Raw genomic sequence first — 20963 nt, 5'->3', positions numbered from 1 at the left:
GATCACCGGGTTGATCACCGGGTTGATCACCGGGTTGATCACCGGGTTGATCACCATTCCCCGGTGTCAGATACTGAATTCGCCCGCGCCCTGGTCGCCGACTATAATGTGGTCGTCCTGCCGGGCAGCTTTCTCGCCCGCGAGGCCAACGGCGTCAATCCCGGAGCCGGCTTTGTGCGCATCGCACTGGTCGCACCGCTCGCCGAATGTCTTGAAGCCGCAGATCGCATTCAACAGTTCGTTGCAAAACTTTAGGAAATACACCATGCAGCAATTTCAGCAGATCATCGAAGACGCCTGGGAAAACCGGGCTTCATTGCAACCCGGCAGCGCCCCCGCCAGGATAGGTGAAGCCGTCAACGCCGTGCTCACCGAACTCGATGAAGGTCGCCTGCGCGTTGCCGAGAAAATCGATGGTGAATGGATCACCCACCAGTGGCTGAAGAAGGCCGTGCTGCTTTCCTTCCGCCTCGAAGACAACCAACTGCTCGACGGTGGCGCGATGCGTTACTTCGACAAGGTCCAGACCAAATTTGCCAACTACGACACCGAAAAATTCGCCCGTTCGGGAATCCGCGTTGTACCGCCGGCTGGCGCGCGTCGCGGCTGCTATCTGGCAAAAAATGTGGTGCTGATGCCCTCCTTCGTCAATATCGGCGCCTACGTCGATGAAGGCACGATGGTCGACACCTGGGCCGCCGTTGGCTCCTGCGCGCAAATCGGCAAGAATGTTCACCTCTCCGGCGGCGTCGGCATTGGCGGTGTTCTTGAGCCGCTACAGGCGAATCCGACCATCATCGAAGACAACTGCTTCATCGGTGCCCGTTCGGAAGTGGTTGAAGGCGTCATCGTCGGCGCCGGATCGGTGCTCTCGATGGGCGTCTATATCGGCCAGTCGACCAAGATCTTCGACCGCGAAACCGGCGAAGTCAGTTACGGACGTATCCCGCCGGGATCGGTCGTCGTTTCCGGCAACCTGCCTTCGAAAGACGGCAGCTACAGTCTCTACTGCGCAGTGATCGTCAAGAAGGTCGACGCCAAAACTCGCGCCAAGACCAGCATCAACGACCTGCTGCGCGGCGACTGATTCTCTTTTCATCTAATTTGAACGGGCATGATTTGAGGCATTCCAGCCGATGAATGCCAAGCCCGTTTCCCTCACCCCCGACCCCTCTCCCTTAGGGCGAGGGGAGGTTCAAGAGTCGCTTACGCGACTTTCACTTAACTTGGCGGAGGCCACATGATTCTGGACAAACTTTTCCAGTTGATGGCTGAAAAGCAGGCTTCGGATATTTTCATCTCCGCCGGCGTTCCTATTCACATCAAGATCCAGGGTAATGCGGTCCCGGTCAATCAGCAAACCATGGATCCGGCGATGATCGAAAAAATCGCCTTTGAACTGATGTCGCCGGATCAGCTCAGGATCTTCGAAGCAACGATGGAGATGAACCTCTCCTTCGGCGTTCCCAACGTCGGCAATTTCCGCATCAACATCTTCCGACAGCGGACCTCGATCTCGATTGTGGTGCGCTATATCCTCGGCAATATCCCGGCGCTCGACACCCTGATGCTGCCTCCGGTGCTTGCCGATCTGATCATGGAAAAGCGCGGCCTGATCCTGATTGTCGGCGCAACCGGCTCCGGCAAGTCGACGACCATCGCGTCCATGCTCGATTACCGCAACGCCAATCGCAGCGGGCACATCCTGACCATCGAAGACCCCATCGAATTCCTCTTCAGGCACAAGAAATCCATCGTCAACCAGCGCGAATTGGGCATGGATACCTTGGGCTGGGAACCAGCGTTGAAAAACGCCATGCGCCAGGCGCCCGACTGCATCCTGATCGGCGAAATCCGCGATAAGGAAACCATGCAGGCGGCCATCGCCTACGCCCAGACCGGTCATTTATGCCTCGCCACGCTGCACGCCAACAACAGCTATCACGCACTGAACCGGGTGATCAACTTCTTCCCGCTGGACACCCGCACTTCGCTTTACCTTGACCTTTCAGCCAGTCTTAAGGCCATCGTTTCCCAGCGACTGGTCAAGAAACCCGACGGCAAGCGAACACCGGCCGCTGAAGTCCTGCTCAATACCCGCCATGTTCAGGAATTGATCGAACGCGGCGAAGTGCTGGCCGTCAAGGAGGCCATGGAACAGAGCCTCGCCCCTGGATCGCAAACCTTCGAACAGGATCTTTTCCGCCTTTATCGGAAAGGCATCATCACGCTCGACGAAGCGCTGAGCAATGCCGATTCGCCAACCAACCTCTCCTGGCTGATCAACAATTCAGAAATTTCCAACAGCCCGCAGAGTGAAGAGTTGCGCATCGAAACGCCCCTCGACTTCTCGGAGACCAACGACAGCGGCACTTCTTTCAAGGAATTCACGCTCAGCCTTAACGACACAGAAGAAAAACAAGATGCCCAGTGATGCAACACTCAGCCTCGCCGAGCAACTGATAAGCTGTCGTTCCGTCACCCCCGAAGATGGCGGCTGCATGTCCATCATCGGTGAGCGCCTGCAGCGTATCGGCTTCACCTGCGAATACCTCAATCGTGGCGGCGTCACCAACCTGTGGGCACGGCGCGGTTTGACCAGCCCCCTGTTCTGCTTTGCCGGGCATACCGACGTTGTGCCGAGCGGACCACTCGATCAGTGGCAGAGCGACCCTTTCCAGCCAACCCGGCGCAACGGTCGGCTCTACGGACGTGGCGCGGCGGACATGAAGAGTTCGCTGGCCGCCTTTGTTACGGCAACCGAAGCCTTTGTTGCGGATCGTCCGCAACACGGCGGCTCTATCGCTTTCCTGCTTACTTCCGATGAGGAAGGCGATGCGGTGGACGGTACGATTGCCGTTACCGAAGCGCTCGCGGCGCGTAACGAAACGATCGACTATTGCGTCATCGGCGAACCGACGGCAGTCAGCCAACTCGGCGACACCATCAAGAATGGCCGTCGCGGCTCGCTGTCCGGCAAACTTACGGTCAAGGGTGTGCAAGGCCACATTGCCTACCCGCATCTGGCAATAAACCCGATCCACCTGGCCGCGCCGGCCATTGCCGAACTCGCCAATAGTGTATGGGATCAGGGTAACGAATTTTTCCCGCCGACGACCTGGCAAATTTCCAACATCCACGGCGGCACCGGCGTCAATAATGTCATTCCGGGCCACGTCGATATCCTGTTCAATTTCCGCTTCGCCACAGCCAGCACGCCGGAAAGATTGAAGTCGAAGATCGGTGAAATTCTTGAGCGCCATGGCCTGAACTACGACATCGCCTGGATCCTCGGCGCCAAGCCCTTCCAGACCGGCAATGGCGCACTGATTGACGCCTCCCTCGCGGCAATCCGCGAGGAAATGGGCATTGACGCCGAGCTATCGACCAGCGGCGGCACCTCGGATGGCCGCTTCATCGCCGACATCTGCCCGCAGGTCATCGAAATCGGACCGGTCAACGCCAGCATCCACAAGCTCGACGAGTGTGTTGAAATCGCTGCCCTGCCGCAACTTTCTGCCATCTATCGCCGTATTCTCGACCAACTCCTGGACTGACATGTTCGATCAAGCTCAAAAAGAACTATTGACACTGCGCGACCTGATGCGTTTTGCCGTCAGCCGCTTCAACCAGGCCGACCTGTTTTTTGGTCACGGCACCGATAACGCCTGGGACGAAGCCGCCTACCTGCTGTTGCATACCCTGCACCTGCCGCCCGATGACCTGGATACCTACATCGACGCCCGGCTGACCAGCGACGAACGCGCCGAGGTATTGAAAGTGATCGAGCGCCGAATCAACGGACGCCTGCCAGCCGCCTACCTGACTAACGAAGCCTGGCTCGGCGATTACCGTTTTTATGTCGATGAGCGGGTGATTGTTCCGCGCTCCCACATCGCCGAGTTGCTGCGTGAACAACTGAGCCCGTGGGTGGTTGATCCGTGGGCGGTGAGCAGCGTACTGGATCTTTGCACCGGCTCCGGCTGCCTGGCCATACTTGCCGCACACGCTTTTCCCGAATCGAAGATCGACGCCGTGGATTTGTCTACGGATGCGCTCGCGGTGGCCAGACGTAATGTCGATGACTACGAACTCGGGGCGCGTCTCAGGCTCGTCGAATCCGACGCATTTGCTGGAATTCAAGGGCAACGCTACGATCTGATCATTTCCAACCCACCCTACGTCAATGCCGAGTCGATGGCCGCCCTGCCGGAGGAATACCGCCGCGAGCCGGAAATGGCGCTGGCCAGCGGCGAAGACGGTCTGGATTTGGTGCGCATCATTCTCAAGGAAGCAGCCAATCACCTCAATCCGGACGGCCTGCTGGTCGTCGAAATCGGACACAACCGGGATGAACTGGAAATGGCATTCCCGGAAACCTTGTTCACCTGGCTCGACACCAGCGCCGGAGATCGGCACGTATTCCTGTTGCGGTGCAAGGATCTACCCGCCAGAACGTAACGCCTCCAGCGGCGGCGAATCCATCAAGCGCGCTGCCGCAAACCAGCCGGCGCCGGTCACTAGGGCGGCACCTCCGAGCATCGCCGCCAGCGGCAGCCAGAAGTTGATGGCCACCTCGAATTGAAAAGCCTGGTGTGCCAGCATCTGACCTACCGCGATGGCACCCAGGGAGGCAATCAGGCCGGCCAGGCCACCAATGGTGGCAAATTCTGCAAGCAAGGCGCGTCGCAACTGTTCTCGCCGAGCGCCCAGTGCGCGCATCACGGCCAGTTCGTAGCGCCGCTCTTCGGCTGCGGAAGCCAGCGCGGCATAGAGCACAATGATTCCCGCGACCAGCGTGAACAGAAATACGAACTGAACGGCCTGCGCCACCTGATCCATGATTGACTGCAACTGGCGCACGATCGCCGCGACATCGACCACCGTCAGGTTCGGAAATTCGCGAATCAGTCGATTCACGAAATCGGACTTGTCGGGCGCCAGGTAAAAACTCGTGATCCAGCTTGCCGAATACGGTTCCAGCACAGTGGGCGGGGTCAGCACAAAGAAATTGACGCGCATCGAATCCCAGTTCAGCTTGCGCAGGCCGAGCACCTGCATCGCGACCTTTTCGCCACCGATGACAAACTCCAGTTGATCGCCGATTTTCAGGCCGAGCGTTTTGGCCAGCCCGTCCTCAACCGAGGCCAGCCCCTGGTCGCGCTCGGAGGACGCAAACCAGCGCCCCGCCGTCACTGCATTGCCCTCCGGCAGATCCATCCGGTAGGAGAGATTGAACTCGCGGTCGATCAGACGCTTGGCGCGGTCATCCTCATAGCTTGCCGGGCTGATTTCGACCCCATTCACCTTGGCCAGACGCCCGCGCACCATCGGCGCAAACTCCGCTTTCAAACTATTGTCGGCAAAGGCCCGGCGTACGCTATCAAGCTGGTCCGGCTGGATATTCACGACAAAGCGGTTCGGCGCCTCGGGCGGGATGGCCCGACGCCAGGCATCGAGCAGATCGTTGCGCGTTACCGTCAGCAACAGCAGCGCCATGAACCCCAAGGCCAGGGCAACGATCTGTACGACGCTGGCCGCCGACCGTCGCTCAAGACTGGCCAGGCCGTAGCGCCAGCCGATGCCGCCCTGCCCCGTTCGCGAACGCGCACCGCCACGCACCAGCGCCGCCAGTCGAATCGCCAAGCGTGCCACCAGCGCAAAAAGCAGCATGGCCGCTGAAAAACCGCCCACCACGTAGGCACCCAGACGGATTTCTCCGGCCACCCAGAACATCAAGCCTGCCAGCGCCGCCAGGCCCAGCGCATAGCCACTGATCAACTGCGAGGGCGGCATGGCACCTGAGGAAAACTCGCGACGCAGCACGCGCAACGTCGACACGCGCTTGAGCTGGAGAAGCGGCGGCAGGGAAAACCCGAAAAGCAGCAGCACGCCGATGACACTGCCTTGCAGCGCCGGCAACAGGGTGGGTGGCGGCAAAGGCTTGGCCAGCAATTGGGCGAGCCAGGCATAAAGCGCGAAATGAGCAAAATACCCGATGACACAGCCCAGCACGGCGGACAGCAGGCCAAGCAGCGCGAACTGACTGAGAAAAACGCTCAGCAGAAAGCCTTGCGTCGCACCCAGACAGCGCATCACTGCACACGGGTCCAGATGCCGCTGCATGTAACGACGTGCCGCCAGAGCGACGGCGACAGCGGCCAGCACCACGGACAACAGGGCCGACAGGCCAAGAAATTTCTGCGCCCGATCGAGTGCCGCGCGGATTTCCGGGCGGGCATTCTGGGCGTCCTCGATGCGCTCGCCCCGCGCCAGCGATTTCTCCACTCGATCGCGAAAGGCACTCACCGACTTCGCCTCGCCGGCGAGCAACAGACGGTAGGCAATCCGGCTGCCCGGCTGGACCAGTTTAGTCGCCTCCAGATCGGCAATATTCATCAACAGACGTGGCGCCACGCTGAAAAAATTGACGCCACGATCCGGCTCCAGCGTCAGCACGGCTCCCACACGCAATGACTGTCGCCCGACCGAGATGGCATCGCCCACCCTGGCCGAAAGCGCCGAGGCCAGCCGTTCGTCGATCCAGATCATCCCCGGTTCCGGAATGCCGTTGGCCGCCGAGTCCGGTGCATTGAGTTCCGGTGCGGTGCGCAGGCTGCCGCGTAACGGGTAGCCGGTGGAAACGGCCTTGATTTCGGCCAACTGGGCGCGCAAGCCATCACCCTGCCCGAGCGTGACCATGCTCGGGAAGGTGCGCGTTTCTACGAGCGCCAGACCCCGTTCGCGCGCATCCTTCTCCATGCTTGGCGGCCAGGCATGGTCGGCCGTCAGCAGCAGATCGGCGCCGAGCAGTTGATTGGCTTCGCGCTCCAGCGCCTGCCGCACCCGGTCGGCAAAAAATCCAACGGCGGTCAGCGCAGCCACCGCCACCACCAGCGCGGCGACCAGCAGGCGAAGTTCGCCGGCGCGCGCGTCGCGGCGCAGCATGCGCAGGGCAAAAGAGAAATAACTCATCTCAATCAAGTTCGCGCAGGCGATCCACGGCCTCTTCCACCCGGCGTACGGCGATCACCTCGATTCCGGCAATCGGGTGTTTTGGCTTGTTGGCTTCCGGGATCATTGCCCGCGTAAAACCGAGCTTGGCGGCTTCCTTGAGTCGCTCCTGACCACGCGGTGCGGGGCGGATTTCACCGGCCAATCCAACTTCACCAAACACTATAAGTTTCTGCGGTAATGGTTTGTTTTTTAATGAAGATACAATCGCCAACAATACTGAAAGATCGGCTGCAGGCTCGACGATCTTGACCCCGCCGACAGCATTCACGAAAACATCCTGATCGAAGCAGACGATGCCCGCGTGGCGATGCAAAACGGCCAGCAGCATGGCCAGTCGTTGCGCATCGAGGCCGACCGTGAGGCGTCGCGGGTTGCCGTGCGACTGATCGACCAGCGCCTGGATTTCAACCAGCAACGGCCGCGTTCCCTCCTGGGTGACCAGCACGCAGGAACCGGGCACTTCCTGCCCGTGCTGCGAGAGAAACAGTGCCGAGGGGTTGCTGACCCCTTTCAGCCCCCTGTCGGTCATGGCAAAAACACCGATTTCATTGACCGCGCCGTAGCGGTTTTTCACCGCGCGAATCAAGCGGAAACTGGAATGCGTGTCGCCCTCGAAATAGAGGACGGTATCGACGATGTGCTCCAGCACGCGCGGCCCGGCCAGGGCACCTTCCTTGGTCACGTGGCCGACCAGGATGACGGTGATTTCAGTCTGCTTGGCCAGTCGCGTCAGTTGCGCCGCGCACTCGCGCACCTGAGCCACCGAGCCGGGCGCCGAACTGAGCTGATCCGACCACAGGGTCTGGATCGAATCGATGACCGCCACTTTGGGTTTTTCCGTCTGCAACGTGGCCAGGATCTTTTCAAGATTGATCTCGGCCAGAAACTTGAGTTTCTTGGTGTCGAGCGACAGTCGACGGGCGCGCATGGCGATCTGCTGACCGGATTCCTCACCGCTCACATACAGCACGTGCTGCGTCGTAGAAAGTTCGGCTAACGCCTGCAGCAGCAAGGTACTTTTGCCGATTCCAGGGTCGCCGCCCAAAAGCACGACACCGCCAGCCACCAACCCACCGCCCAGTGCCCGGTCAAACTCGCCGATGCCGGTCGGCAACCTGTCCTCCTCGCGCGCCTCGATCTCCGAAAGCGTCTGCAGCCGGGACGTTCCGCCCAGAGCGGCGAATCGGCTGTTGTTGGCCGGATCGCTTTCGGCAATCGTTTCGACCAGGGTGTTCCAGACTGCGCAACCGGGGCACTGCCCTTGCCACTTGGGAACACTGGCACCGCATTCGGTGCAGGAGTAAATGGTTTTTGCCTTGGCCATATTCTATTGTCTCAACTGCTGGATTATCTGTGGCAGGGTACGCGCTTGCGGCGCAAATTTCTCGGCCAGAGCCGCTACGATCAAGGAAAACAGGAAGATCAACAAAAAGGGCTTCCAACTGGCGCTCAAGGCACCGCCGATCCACCCAGGATCATCCACTTTGCGCGCCGAACGGATCAGGCCAGCGGCCATGGCCGCCTCGAATGCCACTTCGGCGAGCATGAAGGGTGCCTGCCAGACGATATAAAAACCCACGCCAAGAACAACCGCGAGCAAGGCCAGCACAAGCACAAGAATAACGACTGGAAGACAGCCTTCATCTGCACCACCAACATCCAGATCGATGTCCGGCAGCGAGATGCCAGACCCACTATCCGACAAGTTACCCAAGTCGCTGCCCGCAAGGTCGGAGAAATCGCCGGACGCCCCGCCCCCGCCAAAACTTCCGCCACCGCCCACTTCATCCAGAACCAGGCGGCTACCATCGCCGAAACACGGAACCCCGCCAGAATCTCCCCCGGAACCGGAAAAACCGAGGTCGTGCACGTCAATAGCGGGTTCCTCCTCACGCTCCAGATAGCGCCCGAGTCCGACATAGGCTAGCCACAGCCTGACACCGAGCAGAAACGCGGCGTAAGCGGCAAGCATGGCCAGCGGCCAGCGCCAGTGCATCGTTTCAAGTCCCAAGGAAAAGAGTCCACGCGTCGCGAGCAGGCCGACACCCACTGCGAAGGCCAGAATAAGGGAAATATGGAAGCGAACGAAAAAGCGCTGGACAAGCCAGCCAGCCAAACGTTTCTTCGACGTCTCCTCGCTCTCGATTCCCTTGGACTTGTGCCCCCGGCTTTTGCGGACTGGCATGACGGGATTCAGACCTCGACCACCGGCACGCGCTGTGCCAGCGCACAAAACAGCTCATAGCTGATGGTCCCGGCAGCAGCAGCGACCTCGTCGGCCGGCAACCCTTCACCCCACAGCACGACCGGGCTGTCGACACCGACTTCCGGCAGATTGGTCAGATCGCAGGCCAGCATGTCCATCGACACCCGACCCAGCGTTTGGGTGCGCCGTCCGCCAACAAGAATGGGGGTGCCGCTCGGGGCATGGCGGGGATAGCCGTCGGCGTAGCCGCAGGCGACGATACCGACGCGGGTTGACTGCGTGGCTTCGAAAGTGCCGCCGTAACCGACCCGTTCACCGGCCACGATATCCTGCACGGCGAGAATGCGGCTGTGCAGCGTCATTACCGGTTTCAGATCAAAGCTGGCAGCGCTGGCGTCGGCAAAGGGGCTGCCGCCATAGAGCATGATGCCCGGCCGCACCCAGTCGTGCGCCGTCTGCGGGTAACGCAGGATGGCGGCTGAATTGGCCATCGAGACGGCAAGCAATGAGGCACCGAGCCAGTCTTCCTGCACGGCCGCGAAACGTTCGAGTTGCCAGGCGATGCCTCGCCCTCCATCGGCTTCGGCAAAGTGCGTCATCAGCGTCACGGCGCCTATGGCCGGGGAAAGCGCCAGTTCGTGTTTCACGGCCGTCATCTGATCCGGGGTGAAGCCAAGACGGTTCATGCCGGTGTTGAGTTTGAGGTAGATCGGCAGACGCACCGGCAAGGCGGCCTCGCGGAGCATCTTCAATTGTTCGATGCGATGAATGCTCGGGATCAGCCCGTATTCGGCGCAAACGGTCAGATCGTCGGGCTCGAAAACTCCCTCCAGCAGCAGGATTGGCTGGCGATACCCTTCATCGCGCAAGGCCACTGCGTCGGTCAGATCGAGCATGGCAAAACCGTCGGCAATATCGCCCAGCGCCTTGGCGGCGCGCAGCAGGCCATGACCATAGGCATCGGCTTTGATGACAGCCCACGCCTTGGCGGGCTTGCCCTGGCCGACAACATGTTTTTTGGCGACCTGGTAATTGTGACGCAACGCCGCAAGGTCAATGCGGGCTTGAATCGGACGCGGCATAGGACGAATGATTCCCTGGCTGTTTTCTATCGGTTTGAGAGTATCGACCGCATTGTGCTTCAACACAAGACAGCAAAGCGATCCTGAGAAAAAAGCGGATCTGCCTTGCTAACAACTTCCGGGCTTTCATGGTATAAATCCGCCTCTTCAACAGAGCGGTGTCTGATTTCCCCAATGCCTTTTGGCTTCTACATCATCATGGCCGCGCAGTTTTTCTCGGCACTGGCCGACAATGCGCTGCTTATCATCGCCATTGCCGCCCTGCGTGAAATGCAGGCGCCTGCGTCCTATGAGCCGCTGCTGAAAACCTTCTTTACCGTCTCCTACGTTGCCCTGGCCGCCTTTGTCGGGGCTTTTGCCGACTCGATGCCCAAATGGCGGGTGATGTTCATCAGCAACTCGATCAAGATCGTCGGCTGCAGCATGATGTTTTTTTCCGTGCATCCGCTGCTGGCCTACGCCGTCGTCGGTCTCGGCGCCGCCGCCTATTCACCGGCCAAATACGGCATCCTGACCGAATACCTGCCGCATCGCCTGCTTGTCGTCGCCAATGGCTGGATCGAAGGGCTGACTGTCGTGGCCATCATTCTGGGCGTCGTCATCGGCGGCGCGCTGATCCAGCCGGCAATCGCCTACAGTCTGCTTTCCTTCGACTTCCCGGTGATTGAAACCGGAGTGGACACGGTCAGCGAAATGGCGATCTGCTTCGTCGCTGTCTTTTATATACTGGCTTCGATTTTCAACCTTTACATACCGGATACCGGCGTTGATCACCGGGCGCTGCACAAGAACCCCTGGTACCTGATTCGCGAATTCAACCACTGCCTGATGCTGCTCTGGCGCGACCGCCTCGGGCAGATCTCGCTGGCGGTGACCACCCTCTTCTGGGGCGCCGGCGCCACCTTGCAGTTCATCGTGATCAAATGGGCGGAAGTGGCGCTCCATCTCGACCTGTCCAAGTCGAGCATGCTGCAGGGGGTTGTTGCGCTGGGCGTGGCGCTGGGCGCCGCCGGTGCGGCCAGGATGATCACGTTGCGCAAGTCGCTCAGGGTCATCCCCTTGGGTATCGCCATGGGCATCATCGTGCTGGTCATGAATTTCGTCCAGCATGTTTGGCTAGCCGTTCCGCTGCTGATCATCATCGGCGCCCTCTCCGGCTACTTTGTCGTGCCGATGAACGCGCTGCTTCAGCACCGTGGGCACATCCTGATGGGTGCCGGTCATTCAATCGCCGTGCAGAACTTCAACGAAAACCTGTCAATCCTGATGATGACCGGTCTCTATTACCTGATGATCAAGATCGACTTCTCAATCTACGGGGTGATCACCCTCTTCGGTCTCTTCGTCAGCGCCAGCATGTTGCTCGTCAAGCGTCGCCACGAGGCCAACCAGCGCGAACACGATGACGTGATTCACCTCGACGACAGTTCGCACTGAATAGAGGCAAATCAGAGAACCAGAGGCGCGTTGGGCAGTTCGTCGGGATTTTTGCCGGACGCCGGGAAATGCTCGGCAAGCGCCGCAGTGATCTCATTCAAAGCAAGCAGCGTCCCCTTTTCAAACTGCCCTTCCCGAAATGCGGCCTCCATGCGGCGACAGGCAGCACGCCAGAACGTCTTGCCCACCTTGGCGTCGATACCGCGATCGGCAACAATTTCGACACGGCGGTCGATCAACTGAACGTAGATCAGCACGCCGCTGTTGTGCTCGGTATCCCAGACCCCAAGCTGCGAGAACAACTCGATGGCACGCGCCCGGGAAGATTGATCGCGCAACAGTGAATGCATCGGCAGGCTGGCTTCGACAACAAAGCGCAATTCGCCCAGATGGGTGCTTTCGGAAGTGGTGATGGCCTTTTCGATCGTTCGCAGTGTCGATTTCGGAAAGGCGCGCAACACCCACCAGTCGGGCAACACCAGATGTCGCAAGAGTCTCGCTGGTCGCATCACCAATCTCCCGAGGCGCCGCCGCCACCAAAGCTTCCACCACCGCCGGAAAATCCGCCACCGCCGCCCGAACCGCCACCCCAGGACGAGCCGCCGCCCCCCATGCCGCCACCGATACCGATAAAGAGCGAGGCAATGAAGGCGACGACACCGACAACGATGGCGATCAGCAATGAGGAAAGCATCAGCGAAGCGACAATACCGGCCACGCCGCCGATGATTCCAGCGGCCAGAAAACGGCCAAAGATGGCGCGCAGAATGCCGCCAACCACGAAAATCAGAATGAAGCCGATGAAAAGCAGCGAATCAAAGCCACCTTCACCACCCGCCGGACGGCTCGCCTGCTTCGGCTCCGGCAGCGACTCGCCGCCGATCACCTTGATCATCGCCTCCAGCCCGGCATCAATCCCGCCGTAGAAATCACCCTGTTTGAAGCGCGGGCTGATTGTCTCGCTGATGATGCGCTTGGCCGTGGCATCGTTAAGCGCCCCCTCCAGCCCGTAGCCGACTTCGATCCGCAGCTTCTTGTCGTCTTTGGCGATCAGCAGCAAGGCGCCATCGTCGACGCCCTTGCGCCCGAGTTTCCACGACTCGACGACACGCAGCGCATACTCGCTTACCGTCTCCGGCTTGACCGTCGGCACGATCAGCAGCGCGATCTGAGAACCTTTCCGGGCCTCGAAAGCAGCGAGTCTGGCTTCCAGCCGGCTGCGTTGATCCGTCGAAAGTGTCGCCGTAAGGTCAGTCACCCGCCCGGCCAGCGGTGGAACCGGCAGAATTGCCTGGGCAGCGGCCAGCCCTGCCACGAAGAACAGGAGCAGCGCCGCCAGCCGGCCAGATTGCCGGATGCCGGTCAGGAGCATGGATCAGTAACCGCCCGATTGCGTACCCTTGGCGCCGCCTGCCGGAGCGGTGGAAGGTGCAGTGGCAGGCACGGGCACTGGAGCCGCTTTCTGCTGGGCAGGCGCCGAGAAGTCGACCTTCGGTGCAACCGAAATGGCCTTCTCGTTTTCGACGCTGAAGTTGGGCTTGACCTGATAGCCGAAGACCATCGCCGTCAGATTGTTCGGGAAGGTGCGCACCGAGACGTTGTAGGCTTCAACCGACTTGATGTAGCGATTGCGGGCCACGGTGATGCGGTTTTCGGTGCCTTCCAGTTGCGCCTGCAAATCGCGGAAGGAAGCATCGGCCTTCAGGTTCGGGTAGTTTTCGGCTACCACCAGCAAGCGGGACAATGCGCTGGAAAGGCCGGCCTGAGCCTGCTGGAACTTGGCAAAGGCTTCCGGGTTGTTGATCAGCTCCGGAGTGGCCTGAATGCCGCCAACCTGAGCGCGCGCCTGGGTAACCTGCGTCAGAACGTCTTTCTCATGGCTGGCGTAGCCCTGCACGGTACTGACCAGATTGGGCACCAGATCGGCACGCCGCTGGTACTGGTTGACAACTTCCGACCACGCCGATTTGACCGCCTCGTCACCGGTCTGAAAGGTGTTGTAACCACAGCCGGAAAGCAGGCTGACAAACACCGCGAGTACCGCAAGAATTCTGATGCGCATGACAGTTTCCTCCTTGAAGGAATGGACAAAGTGAAGCGTAAATGGTGATGTAATCGGAATTAACAAGACAGCTTGCCCCGGCAGGCGTTCAGTTACTGTCATTACTTGAATCAAGACATGGGCGTTGCTCAGGGCATCATCCGATGAGGTCTTGTGCATGTCGAACTTAGCAAGAGTGATGCCAACTCAACATGCCTGGAAGCCTTATGGGTAGGCGATCTTCACGACATCAACCTGAACAGTGGCGTATTTATTGGCTGTCCTGACTGTTACCTTGTAGAAGACCAATCGACGGGGCTTCCAGAGGAGGTAGTGCTTCGCCACCATCGGCACCTGCGCTGGCGCTCTGCCAATGCCGACAGGGAAACATTATTCCTCGGCCTGATTTTCAGACAGACTCATCGATCACAATCCCCGCGAAATTCTTCGCCACAGGGGTCGTGCTCGGCACGACGGCGGTTGATGGCGGCAAAGATGGCTGATTTGTCATCCTCAGTCGCAAGATTCCAGCCCGAGATTTCATCAAGCGTGCGAAAACAGCCAAGACAGAGTCCGCTAACGTCGCCCATCCGGCAAACGTTGATGCAGGGCGAGGCCACCGCTAATGCCAAGAGGGACAGAGTGCTATTGTCCCAGGGACAGAATCCAGCGCGCCAGAGCCTCGGCCTCTGCTGTGCTGATCGGATTTGGCGGCATGACTACCGAACCCCAGACGCCGCTCCCACCATTCTTGATCTTGGCGGCAAGAACGGACACCTCCTTCGGATCTTGCCCGTACCTGGCCGCAACTTTCTGGTAAGGCGGGCCGATACGCTCTCTGCTCAGGGTATGACAACCGAAGCATAGGTTCTCCATGGCGATCTCGGCGCCTCGCACCAGACCGTGGCTATCGCAGACCTGGGGAGACGGGCTGGCCAGGGCGGGAAAAGAAACGAGAGCGGGGATCAGTGCGATGCCAATGAGGATATGCCGTGCGCTCAAGCTGACGTTGAAATTCATTTGCATCATCATCTCCATGGAAAAGCGATCAAAAAACGCGCGGCAAACCACAGCCCCGGTCATACCCAAACTCTGCCTCTTCCAGTCACCCCGTCTGCGCGATCAGGTTCACGAAGGCAGTTTTCTGCAAGCAGCACAGCTTACCTAGCGGGGAGGTTTATGTCCATTTAAAGACGCCCGTCCTGCCTGCCTCGCAGGCCGCATGGCTGTCTCTTAAAGGCAAAACATAAGTGATCACAAACAATGGTTCTTCATGAATCACTAATCGGCTTTTGCCACACGCATCAACGCACGTGCGCGGCATAGGTCTTCCCAGGCCTTGGACTTGTCGGGCAAGGTTCTCAGCAGATACGCCGGGTGGTAGGTGACGACCACCGGGATATCCCGCTCTCCAGCGCGGTAGGTGAAGGGCTTTCCACGCAGGCTGGCGAGTAACCCCTCTTCGCCAAGCAGCGCATGTGCGGCAGCACGACCGAGCAGGACGATCAAGCGGGGCTGGATCAAGGCAATCTGACGTTTGAGAAACGGCGCACAAGCGGCCATTTCAGCGGCTTCCGGCGGACGGTTGTCCGGCGGGCGGCATTTCACGGCATTGGCGATATAGACGTCATCGCCGCGCTTGAGGTCGATGGCGGCGAGCATCGCATCAAGCAGTTTGCCGGCCGGGCCGACAAAAGGCTCGCCCTGAACCTCTTCATCGGTGCCCGGCCCTTCGCCGATGAACAGCCAGTCGGCGTTTTCGTCGCCAACGCCCGGCACCGCCTGCTTGCGCTCGGCGCAAAGCCCGCAGGCGCGACACGCGGCAATGCTTTGGCGTAATTGGTCCCAGCCAAATTGCGCAATTTGTTCCTCGCGCTCGGCTCCGGATGCAGCCGATGAAGCGATGGCTTCAACCGCCAGTGTTTTGACCACCGGCGTTCTATCGGGCGGCGCTATCGAGGCAACCATAGGCGATTTCTTCGCAGCACGCGCCACCGCAGGTTGTTCGCGCAGTTTCCACTGTGGCGACAGCCCCATCTCGTTCAGCATCTGATCCCGGGTCAAGCTCATGCCGTCACCTCCGCCAACGGGTGCGTCAGCACCAGCGCATCCTCGCGGCCATTTTCAGCCGGGTAGTAGCCACGGCGCACGCCGATCTGCTGAAAGCCGAAATGGCGATACATCGCCAGGCCCTTTTCGTTCGACGGACGCACTTCAAGCAGCAATGCCTTCGCCCCGCCGTCACGCCCAACGCGCATGGCTTGACGCAACAAACGGGCGCCCAAACCCATTCTCTGGCGCTTTTCGGCAATGCTGATGGTGAGCAGATGGGCATCATCGACCGCCAGCATGAGCACAAAATAACCGACCAGTTCGCCATCCATGCGGCACACCCAGCAACTGTAGCCGCTAACCATCGAATCGGCGAAATTGGCCCGGCTCCAGGGGAAAGGACAGACGCTGTACTCGATGGTCAGCACCTCGTCGAGATCGCTCTGGCACATCGGTAGCATTTCAATGTGCGGTTCAAGCAAGGCGTTCATTCAGGCCTTGCCGCCGATGGCCAGGCGCTCGGCCACGGTCTTTGCCACCTTGTTGCGTACATAGAGCGGCACGGCATCAGCCGGATCAATCAGTTCGCCACGCTCAAGACGCGGCGCGGCGAGCCGGGCAACGGCTTCGGCCGAGGGCATCAATTCAGGTTGCCAGGCGGCGACAAAAGGCGACAGCCGTTCGCGCAACAGCGGGTAAGCGGCCAAGCCGTTGCCGCAGGCCAGCCAGCCGCCGGATTCAGGCAAAGGCACACTATCCGGAGCATAAACGCCGATCTCGCCCTGCAACTCGCCACGTTCGAAAAGGCCGTAATAAACCTCCCCCATACGCGCGTCCATGACCACGACAACCCGTTCGCCGCCACTGGCCATCGCCATCGCCTCCAACGTTCCAATGCCGAGCAGCGGCAAGTCACGGGCGACGGCCAGGCCTTGAGCTACGCCGCAAGCGACGCGCAGGCCGGTAAAGGAGCCGGGGCCGGTGCCGAAGGCGATTCCTTCGAGGTCGGCAAAACCCAGCCCGACTTCACGCAAGGTCGCTTCGGCCAGGGGCAGCAGGGTTTGGGAGTTGGAAAGGCCGACCGGACAGCTTCGCGCAACAACCTCCCCATCGCGCCAGAGAGCGATGGAACCGGGATCGGTAGCGGTTTCAAGGGCAAGAATAATCATGGGGCGTATTCTACCTTTCCTGACCACACGCGACGAAGGAGTGCGCTGAAGGACAGAATACAGAACCCACCGCAGAGTCACAGAGGCGCAGAGAAAACGCAGAGGGAACGCCCTGCTGCAATAGGTTTTCTCTGCGAAACCTCAGCGCCTCTGTGGCTCTGCGGTAGGTTTTAAGCGATTTCTTCACTAGCTTCAATCGACGCGCGGAATCACCATGATAAACGAGGTATTTCCCGCCGCGGATTGCACGGAGACTTCACCGCCGTGCGCTTGAACAATCGATTTCACGATCGCTAGCCCCAAGCCAGAATGCGTTCCCTCCCAATGCCGTGACGGGTCGGCACGATAAAAACGGTCGAACAGGCGCGGCAAATGGATGGCCGGAATCGTTGCTCCGCTATTGGTCACGACGATACTCACACGACTGGCATCGTAGGGCTCGATGGCGACGCTGACGCTGCCACCGCTTTCCGTATGCCGGATGGCGTTCGAAAGCAGATTGCTGATCGCCCGCCGGATCATCAGCGAATCGCCCATGATCTGGCCGTTGCCCGAACTGCTCAGCGCGATACCCTTCTCGTCGGCAATCAAGCGATAGAAGTCGATCAAATCCGCGGCGACCTGCTCAAGTTCCATCTTTTCGCGCGAGGGAACGATCTGTCCTTCGTCGGCTTTGGCGATGAAGAGCATGTCGGCGATCATGCGCGAAAGCCGCTCGAATTCTTCCACGTTGGAAACCAGCACGTCCCGATATTCATCAGGCGTTCTTGTTCTTGACAGCGTGACCTGTGTTTGCGTCAGCAAGTTGCTGACCGGAGTGCGCAGTTCGTGCGCCAGATCCGAAGAAAAATCCGACAGGCGCCGGAACGACTCCTCAAGGCGGGACAGCATGGCATTGAGCGTATCCACCAGATCGGCCAGTTCGGCCGGCACCCAATCGAGCGTCAAGCGCGCATCGAGCTTGTGCGCGGTAATGCCTTCGGCCTTCTGGCGTATCGCCTGCAATGGCGCCAGCCCGCGGCGGACGGCGACCCAGCCGAGAAACCCGGTGAGCAAAGCGGCCACAATGACGAATGACCAAAGCGTCACCCGGAAGGAATTCATGAAGTGTTCGTGATGCGAAATATCGGTTGCCACGGCCACGATGGCCGGTGAAGCATCCTTGATTCCCGTTTCGGCAAGCGTGGCAATACCGCGAAACGGGGTGTTCCGGGCGGTTTTCCAGACGACCGGGTGCAATGCATCAGCCTGTATTTTCCGCTCCAGCAGCGCTTGCGGAAACTCGGCGCCGCTGGTGGCAAACATGGTCTGGCCGTCCGGCGCCACCACGACAACCGCCAGACCGTGACGCCCAACCAGAGAATCGTCCAGTTGCTGGGGAATGGAGATCAGGTCCTGATCCGAACGTACCTTGAGCAGGGCGTGCCGCGTCAGATCCAGCTTGCCGGTCAGGACATCCATGTCCTGCTCGACAAAATGCTGTTCGACAGCGCCAGCAATCAGATAGCCGAGCAAGAGCAGCACCACCGTCGACGCCGAGGCGAAGAATACGGTCAGCCGCAGCGTGATCGAGGCGCGTTGATTCAATCGCACGCCGGTTCTTCCAGCACGTAGCCCATACCGCGAACGGTACGGATCAGCTTGGGCTCGAAGTCATCGTCGACCTTCGCCCGCAACCGCCGAACAGCCACTTCTATTACATTGGTATCGCTATCGAAGTTCATGTCCCAGACTTGCGAAGCGATCAGCGAGCGCGGCAGCACTTCGCCCTGACGCCGCAGCAATAACTCAAGCAACACGAATTCCTTGGCCGTCAGGTCGATGCGCTTGCCGGAACGTGTCACTCGACGACGCAGCAGATCAAGTTCCAGATCAGCGACCCGCAAATGCTCCGCATCCTTCACCTTGCCACCACGGCGCAGCAGCGTTCGGACGCGGGCCAGCAACTCCGAAAAGGCAAATGGCTTGACCAGATAGTCATCGGCACCCAGTTCCAGCCCTTTGACCCGGTCCTCGACCTGATCCCGCGCAGTCAGAAACAGCACCGGCATTTCCTTCCCGGCCCTGCGCATGCCCTGCAAGACCTGCCAGCCATCGATACCGGGGAGCATTACATCGAGAATCGCAAGGTCAAAGGACTCGGTAGACGCCAGGTGCAATCCGTCCAGGCCATTTGTCGCCAGATCGACCACGAAGCCTGCTTCGACCAGCCCCTGCTTCAGGTAGGCGCCGGTCTTTGGTTCGTCTTCCACCACCAGAATCTTCATCGTTTCTCCCTTGTGGCGTCACTGCTGAAGCTGGATTCTCCTTCTTTTCAAACGCTGCAGGAAAAGATTTCGCCTTGTCCAGCCAAGCCCGGTAGGGTGCGCAAATTTTTTTCTTTGCGCACGCGGAACCCCACCGTGTGCATCGACGTGCTTGATCCGCCTGAAGGTGCGCAACAGAAAACCGATTCATCCAGAAAAAAATCCCGGCATCACCCGCAGCGCGGCTACAATCTTCGACTCAAGCGATTTGGCATACCCAATTTAGCAGAAGATATTCCATCCACGATGATCGTCAAAGAAAAGCAATTCTCTACGTCCTCCGATTCCCGGATTCGCGCCGGTGAGGAAGCAGTACAATCGTGGCCCCCCGAATATTTACAAAACTGGACGACGGAATGATTAACAAATTTAACAAATCCATGCAACTCGCCGCTTATCTTATTTTGCTGATGGGCATTCTGCCTATCGCAGCATCAGCCCAGCCCTATACGATTTCCACCGATGGCAGCGAGGTCACCGAAAATACGAAGTTATATACAGGGCTAATTTGGCGGCGTTGTGCCGAGGGCATGGTATTCGAGGGCGGCACCTGTACCGGGGAAGCTAGAAGGTTTAACTACGAGCAAGCCTTGCAACATGCAAAATCCGAATCCAGCCGCACCGGCATCGCTTGGCGCGTACCGGATAAATTAGAACTTGCCAGCATTATCGACAAAAGCCGCAAAAACCCCTATATAGACCCGTCGGTTTTTCCGGCTGCTAAGCAATCTTTCTGGTCTTCTACGCCCAGCATTAGCTATTCTCCCTTCGCCTGTATTAAATAGGGGACAGACCACGGTTTTCTGAACTAAGGCTGAATTCATGAAGCGCAAAATCTACGTTGAAACCTCCGTCATCAGCTACCTGACATCTCGCCCCAGCAAGACCATTCTCGGGGCGGCTCATCAGCAAATTACTCTTGCCTGGTGGGAAACCCGCAGCCAGTACGAACTGTTGGTGTCAGAGTCGGTGTTGCGCGAGTGTGGCGCTGGTGACCCGGATGCAGCCAGAAAACGGCTGGCTGTGTTGAATGATGTGCCCCTGCTCTTGATCACCGAGCAGGCACTGCATATCGCTGAGTCGTTGGTGGAACATGGAATTGTCCCGGTCAAGGCTGCGGAAGATGCGCTGCACATTGCGGTCGCCACGGTCAATGGTGTGGATTATCTGCTGACATGGAACTGTCGGCACATCGCAAACCCGGAGATGCAAAGGGGCATTGCCGAGTACCTTGAACAGATTGGTTTGTTTCTGCCATTTATTTGCACACCGGAAGAACTTCTTGGAGAAGAAAATGCTGAATGACGAAATCGTCGAAGAAGTGCGGGCCATTCGTGATGCCCATGCCGCCAAGTTTGGTTATGACCTGCGCGCGATTTATGCAGACCTGAAAAGGTCGGAAGCTGAGCACATTGCCGCCGGCCATCCCTTTGTTTCCCCTCCATCTGAACTTCCTGCGCCCAACTCTGCATTGCAGCGGACTCGCTTCGCTCACCGCTGAATTTGTGATAAATGAGCCAGGGTCGAATTTGTTAAATGGAATTAAAATAAATTCGCGTTGCAAAACAGAATAATCGATCGGGGTCAGACCACTATTTTCGTGTCCCTCCTGCAAACTTGCATGAAATGGTTCATCAACCTTGGTAACTTTGT

23 protein-coding genes and 1 pseudogene are annotated in these 20963 nt (G+C 59.1%); 9 read left to right on the top strand and 15 right to left on the bottom strand.

Annotated elements, in window-relative coordinates:
* The 5 genes and pseudogenes from ACOYNV_RS18420 to prmB all read left to right on the top strand — a co-directional run.
* A pseudogene (locus tag ACOYNV_RS18420) lies at window positions 1–255 on the top strand (hypothetical protein); the annotation flags it as partial.
* Window positions 256–265: 10 nt separating this feature from the next.
* Window positions 266–1087, top strand: a complete 822-nt coding sequence (gene dapD, locus ACOYNV_RS18415) for a 2,3,4,5-tetrahydropyridine-2,6-dicarboxylate N-succinyltransferase (protein WP_422901265.1) — start codon at window positions 266–268, stop codon at window positions 1085–1087.
* A 153-nt stretch (window positions 1088–1240) separates the two neighbouring features.
* On the top strand, window positions 1241–2434 hold the full coding sequence (locus ACOYNV_RS18410; protein WP_422901264.1) for a PilT/PilU family type 4a pilus ATPase: 1194 nt from the start codon (window positions 1241–1243) through the stop codon (window positions 2432–2434).
* Window positions 2424–3557: a succinyl-diaminopimelate desuccinylase gene (gene dapE, locus ACOYNV_RS18405; RefSeq protein ID WP_422901263.1), complete on the top strand. Its 1134-nt coding sequence runs from the start codon at window positions 2424–2426 to the stop codon at window positions 3555–3557. The genes ACOYNV_RS18410 and dapE overlap by 11 nt, the downstream gene beginning before the upstream one ends.
* A gap of 1 nt (window position 3558) precedes the next feature.
* Entirely contained in the window at window positions 3559–4461 is a 903-nt protein-coding gene (gene prmB / locus ACOYNV_RS18400; protein ID WP_422901262.1) for a 50S ribosomal protein L3 N(5)-glutamine methyltransferase, read from the top strand.
* Here the strand turns inward: prmB and ACOYNV_RS18395 are convergent.
* Genes ACOYNV_RS18395 through alr form a run of 4 tightly spaced genes read right to left on the bottom strand, consistent with a single transcriptional unit; the run spans window position 4444 to window position 10305 of the window.
* Window positions 4444–6975 (bottom strand): ABC transporter permease, encoded by a 2532-nt coding sequence (locus ACOYNV_RS18395; protein WP_422901261.1) that lies wholly within the window; start codon window positions 6973–6975, stop codon window positions 4444–4446. The genes prmB and ACOYNV_RS18395 overlap by 18 nt on opposite strands.
* A gap of 1 nt (window position 6976) precedes the next feature.
* Window positions 6977–8341: a DNA repair protein RadA gene (radA, locus tag ACOYNV_RS18390; RefSeq protein WP_422901260.1), complete on the bottom strand. Its 1365-nt coding sequence runs from the start codon at window positions 8339–8341 to the stop codon at window positions 6977–6979.
* A 3-nt stretch (window positions 8342–8344) separates the two neighbouring features.
* Window positions 8345–9202 carry a hypothetical protein gene (locus ACOYNV_RS18385; protein ID WP_422901259.1) on the bottom strand — a complete coding sequence of 286 codons (858 nt, stop codon included), beginning with the start codon at window positions 9200–9202 and terminating at the stop codon, window positions 8345–8347.
* A gap of 8 nt (window positions 9203–9210) precedes the next feature.
* Window positions 9211–10305, bottom strand: a complete 1095-nt coding sequence (alr, locus tag ACOYNV_RS18380; RefSeq protein WP_422901258.1) for an alanine racemase — start codon at window positions 10303–10305, stop codon at window positions 9211–9213.
* Between the two features lie 174 nt (window positions 10306–10479).
* Here alr and lplT point away from each other — a divergent pair, with 174 nt between their 5' ends.
* Complete coding sequence (gene lplT, locus ACOYNV_RS18375; protein ID WP_422901257.1) at window positions 10480–11742, top strand: lysophospholipid transporter LplT; 1263 nt, start codon at window positions 10480–10482, stop codon at window positions 11740–11742.
* Between the two features lie 11 nt (window positions 11743–11753).
* Here lplT and ACOYNV_RS18370 read toward each other — a convergent pair whose 3' ends face one another.
* The 10 genes from ACOYNV_RS18370 to ACOYNV_RS18325 form a co-directional block, all read right to left on the bottom strand.
* Entirely contained in the window at window positions 11754–12251 is a 498-nt protein-coding gene (locus ACOYNV_RS18370; protein ID WP_422901256.1) for a TPM domain-containing protein, read from the bottom strand.
* The gene (locus tag ACOYNV_RS18365; protein ID WP_422901255.1) at window positions 12251–13114 is read right to left on the bottom strand and encodes a TPM domain-containing protein; all 864 of its coding nucleotides are present in this window, start codon (window positions 13112–13114) and stop codon (window positions 12251–12253) included. Before ACOYNV_RS18365 ends, ACOYNV_RS18370 begins: the two co-directional genes overlap by 1 nt.
* Window positions 13115–13117: 3 nt before the next feature.
* The gene (locus ACOYNV_RS18360) at window positions 13118–13804 is read right to left on the bottom strand and encodes a LemA family protein (RefSeq protein WP_422901254.1); all 687 of its coding nucleotides are present in this window, start codon (window positions 13802–13804) and stop codon (window positions 13118–13120) included.
* Window positions 13805–14202: 398 nt separating this feature from the next.
* Window positions 14203–14403, bottom strand: a complete 201-nt coding sequence (locus ACOYNV_RS18355; RefSeq protein ID WP_422901253.1) for a DUF1289 domain-containing protein — start codon at window positions 14401–14403, stop codon at window positions 14203–14205.
* 25 nt (window positions 14404–14428) lie between these two features.
* Window positions 14429–14803: a c-type cytochrome gene (locus ACOYNV_RS18350; protein ID WP_422901252.1), complete on the bottom strand. Its 375-nt coding sequence runs from the start codon at window positions 14801–14803 to the stop codon at window positions 14429–14431.
* 261 nt (window positions 14804–15064) lie between these two features.
* The gene (locus ACOYNV_RS18345) at window positions 15065–15853 is read right to left on the bottom strand and encodes a uracil-DNA glycosylase (RefSeq protein WP_422901251.1); all 789 of its coding nucleotides are present in this window, start codon (window positions 15851–15853) and stop codon (window positions 15065–15067) included.
* Window positions 15850–16326 carry a ribosomal protein S18-alanine N-acetyltransferase gene (rimI, locus tag ACOYNV_RS18340; protein WP_422901250.1) on the bottom strand — a complete coding sequence of 159 codons (477 nt, stop codon included), beginning with the start codon at window positions 16324–16326 and terminating at the stop codon, window positions 15850–15852. Before rimI ends, ACOYNV_RS18345 begins: the two co-directional genes overlap by 4 nt.
* A complete protein-coding gene (gene tsaB, locus ACOYNV_RS18335) occupies window positions 16327–17004 on the bottom strand; it encodes a tRNA (adenosine(37)-N6)-threonylcarbamoyltransferase complex dimerization subunit type 1 TsaB (RefSeq protein ID WP_422901249.1) in 678 nt (225 codons plus the stop codon). It abuts the gene before it with no gap.
* Between the two features lie 192 nt (window positions 17005–17196).
* Entirely contained in the window at window positions 17197–18597 is a 1401-nt protein-coding gene (locus ACOYNV_RS18330; RefSeq protein ID WP_422901248.1) for a heavy metal sensor histidine kinase, read from the bottom strand.
* Window positions 18588–19271, bottom strand: a complete 684-nt coding sequence (locus ACOYNV_RS18325; RefSeq protein WP_422901247.1) for a heavy metal response regulator transcription factor — start codon at window positions 19269–19271, stop codon at window positions 18588–18590. Before ACOYNV_RS18325 ends, ACOYNV_RS18330 begins: the two co-directional genes overlap by 10 nt.
* Before the next feature lie 12 nt (window positions 19272–19283).
* On the opposite strand from ACOYNV_RS18325, the gene ACOYNV_RS18320 reads away from it, so the two are divergent.
* The 3 genes from ACOYNV_RS18320 to ACOYNV_RS18310 are packed head-to-tail and all read left to right on the top strand — an operon-like array spanning window position 19284 to window position 20615.
* Window positions 19284–19670, top strand: a complete 387-nt coding sequence (locus ACOYNV_RS18320; protein WP_422901246.1) for a hypothetical protein — start codon at window positions 19284–19286, stop codon at window positions 19668–19670.
* Window positions 19667–20095, top strand: a complete 429-nt coding sequence (locus ACOYNV_RS18315; protein WP_422901245.1) for a DUF1566 domain-containing protein — start codon at window positions 19667–19669, stop codon at window positions 20093–20095. The genes ACOYNV_RS18320 and ACOYNV_RS18315 overlap by 4 nt, the downstream gene beginning before the upstream one ends.
* Window positions 20096–20132: 37 nt before the next feature.
* Window positions 20133–20615 (top strand): type II toxin-antitoxin system VapC family toxin, encoded by a 483-nt coding sequence (locus ACOYNV_RS18310; protein ID WP_422901244.1) that lies wholly within the window; start codon window positions 20133–20135, stop codon window positions 20613–20615.
* Here the strand turns inward: ACOYNV_RS18310 and ACOYNV_RS18305 are convergent.
* A partial coding sequence (locus tag ACOYNV_RS18305) for a hypothetical protein (protein ID WP_422901243.1) occupies window positions 20569–20963 on the bottom strand: 395 nt, incomplete at its 5' end. The genes ACOYNV_RS18310 and ACOYNV_RS18305 overlap by 47 nt on opposite strands.

The organism is Propionivibrio sp., from assembly GCF_049316945.1.
In the GTDB taxonomy this organism is placed as follows: domain Bacteria; phylum Pseudomonadota; class Gammaproteobacteria; order Burkholderiales; family Rhodocyclaceae; genus Propionivibrio.
This window is presented reverse-complemented; position numbering and strand designations above follow the sequence as displayed.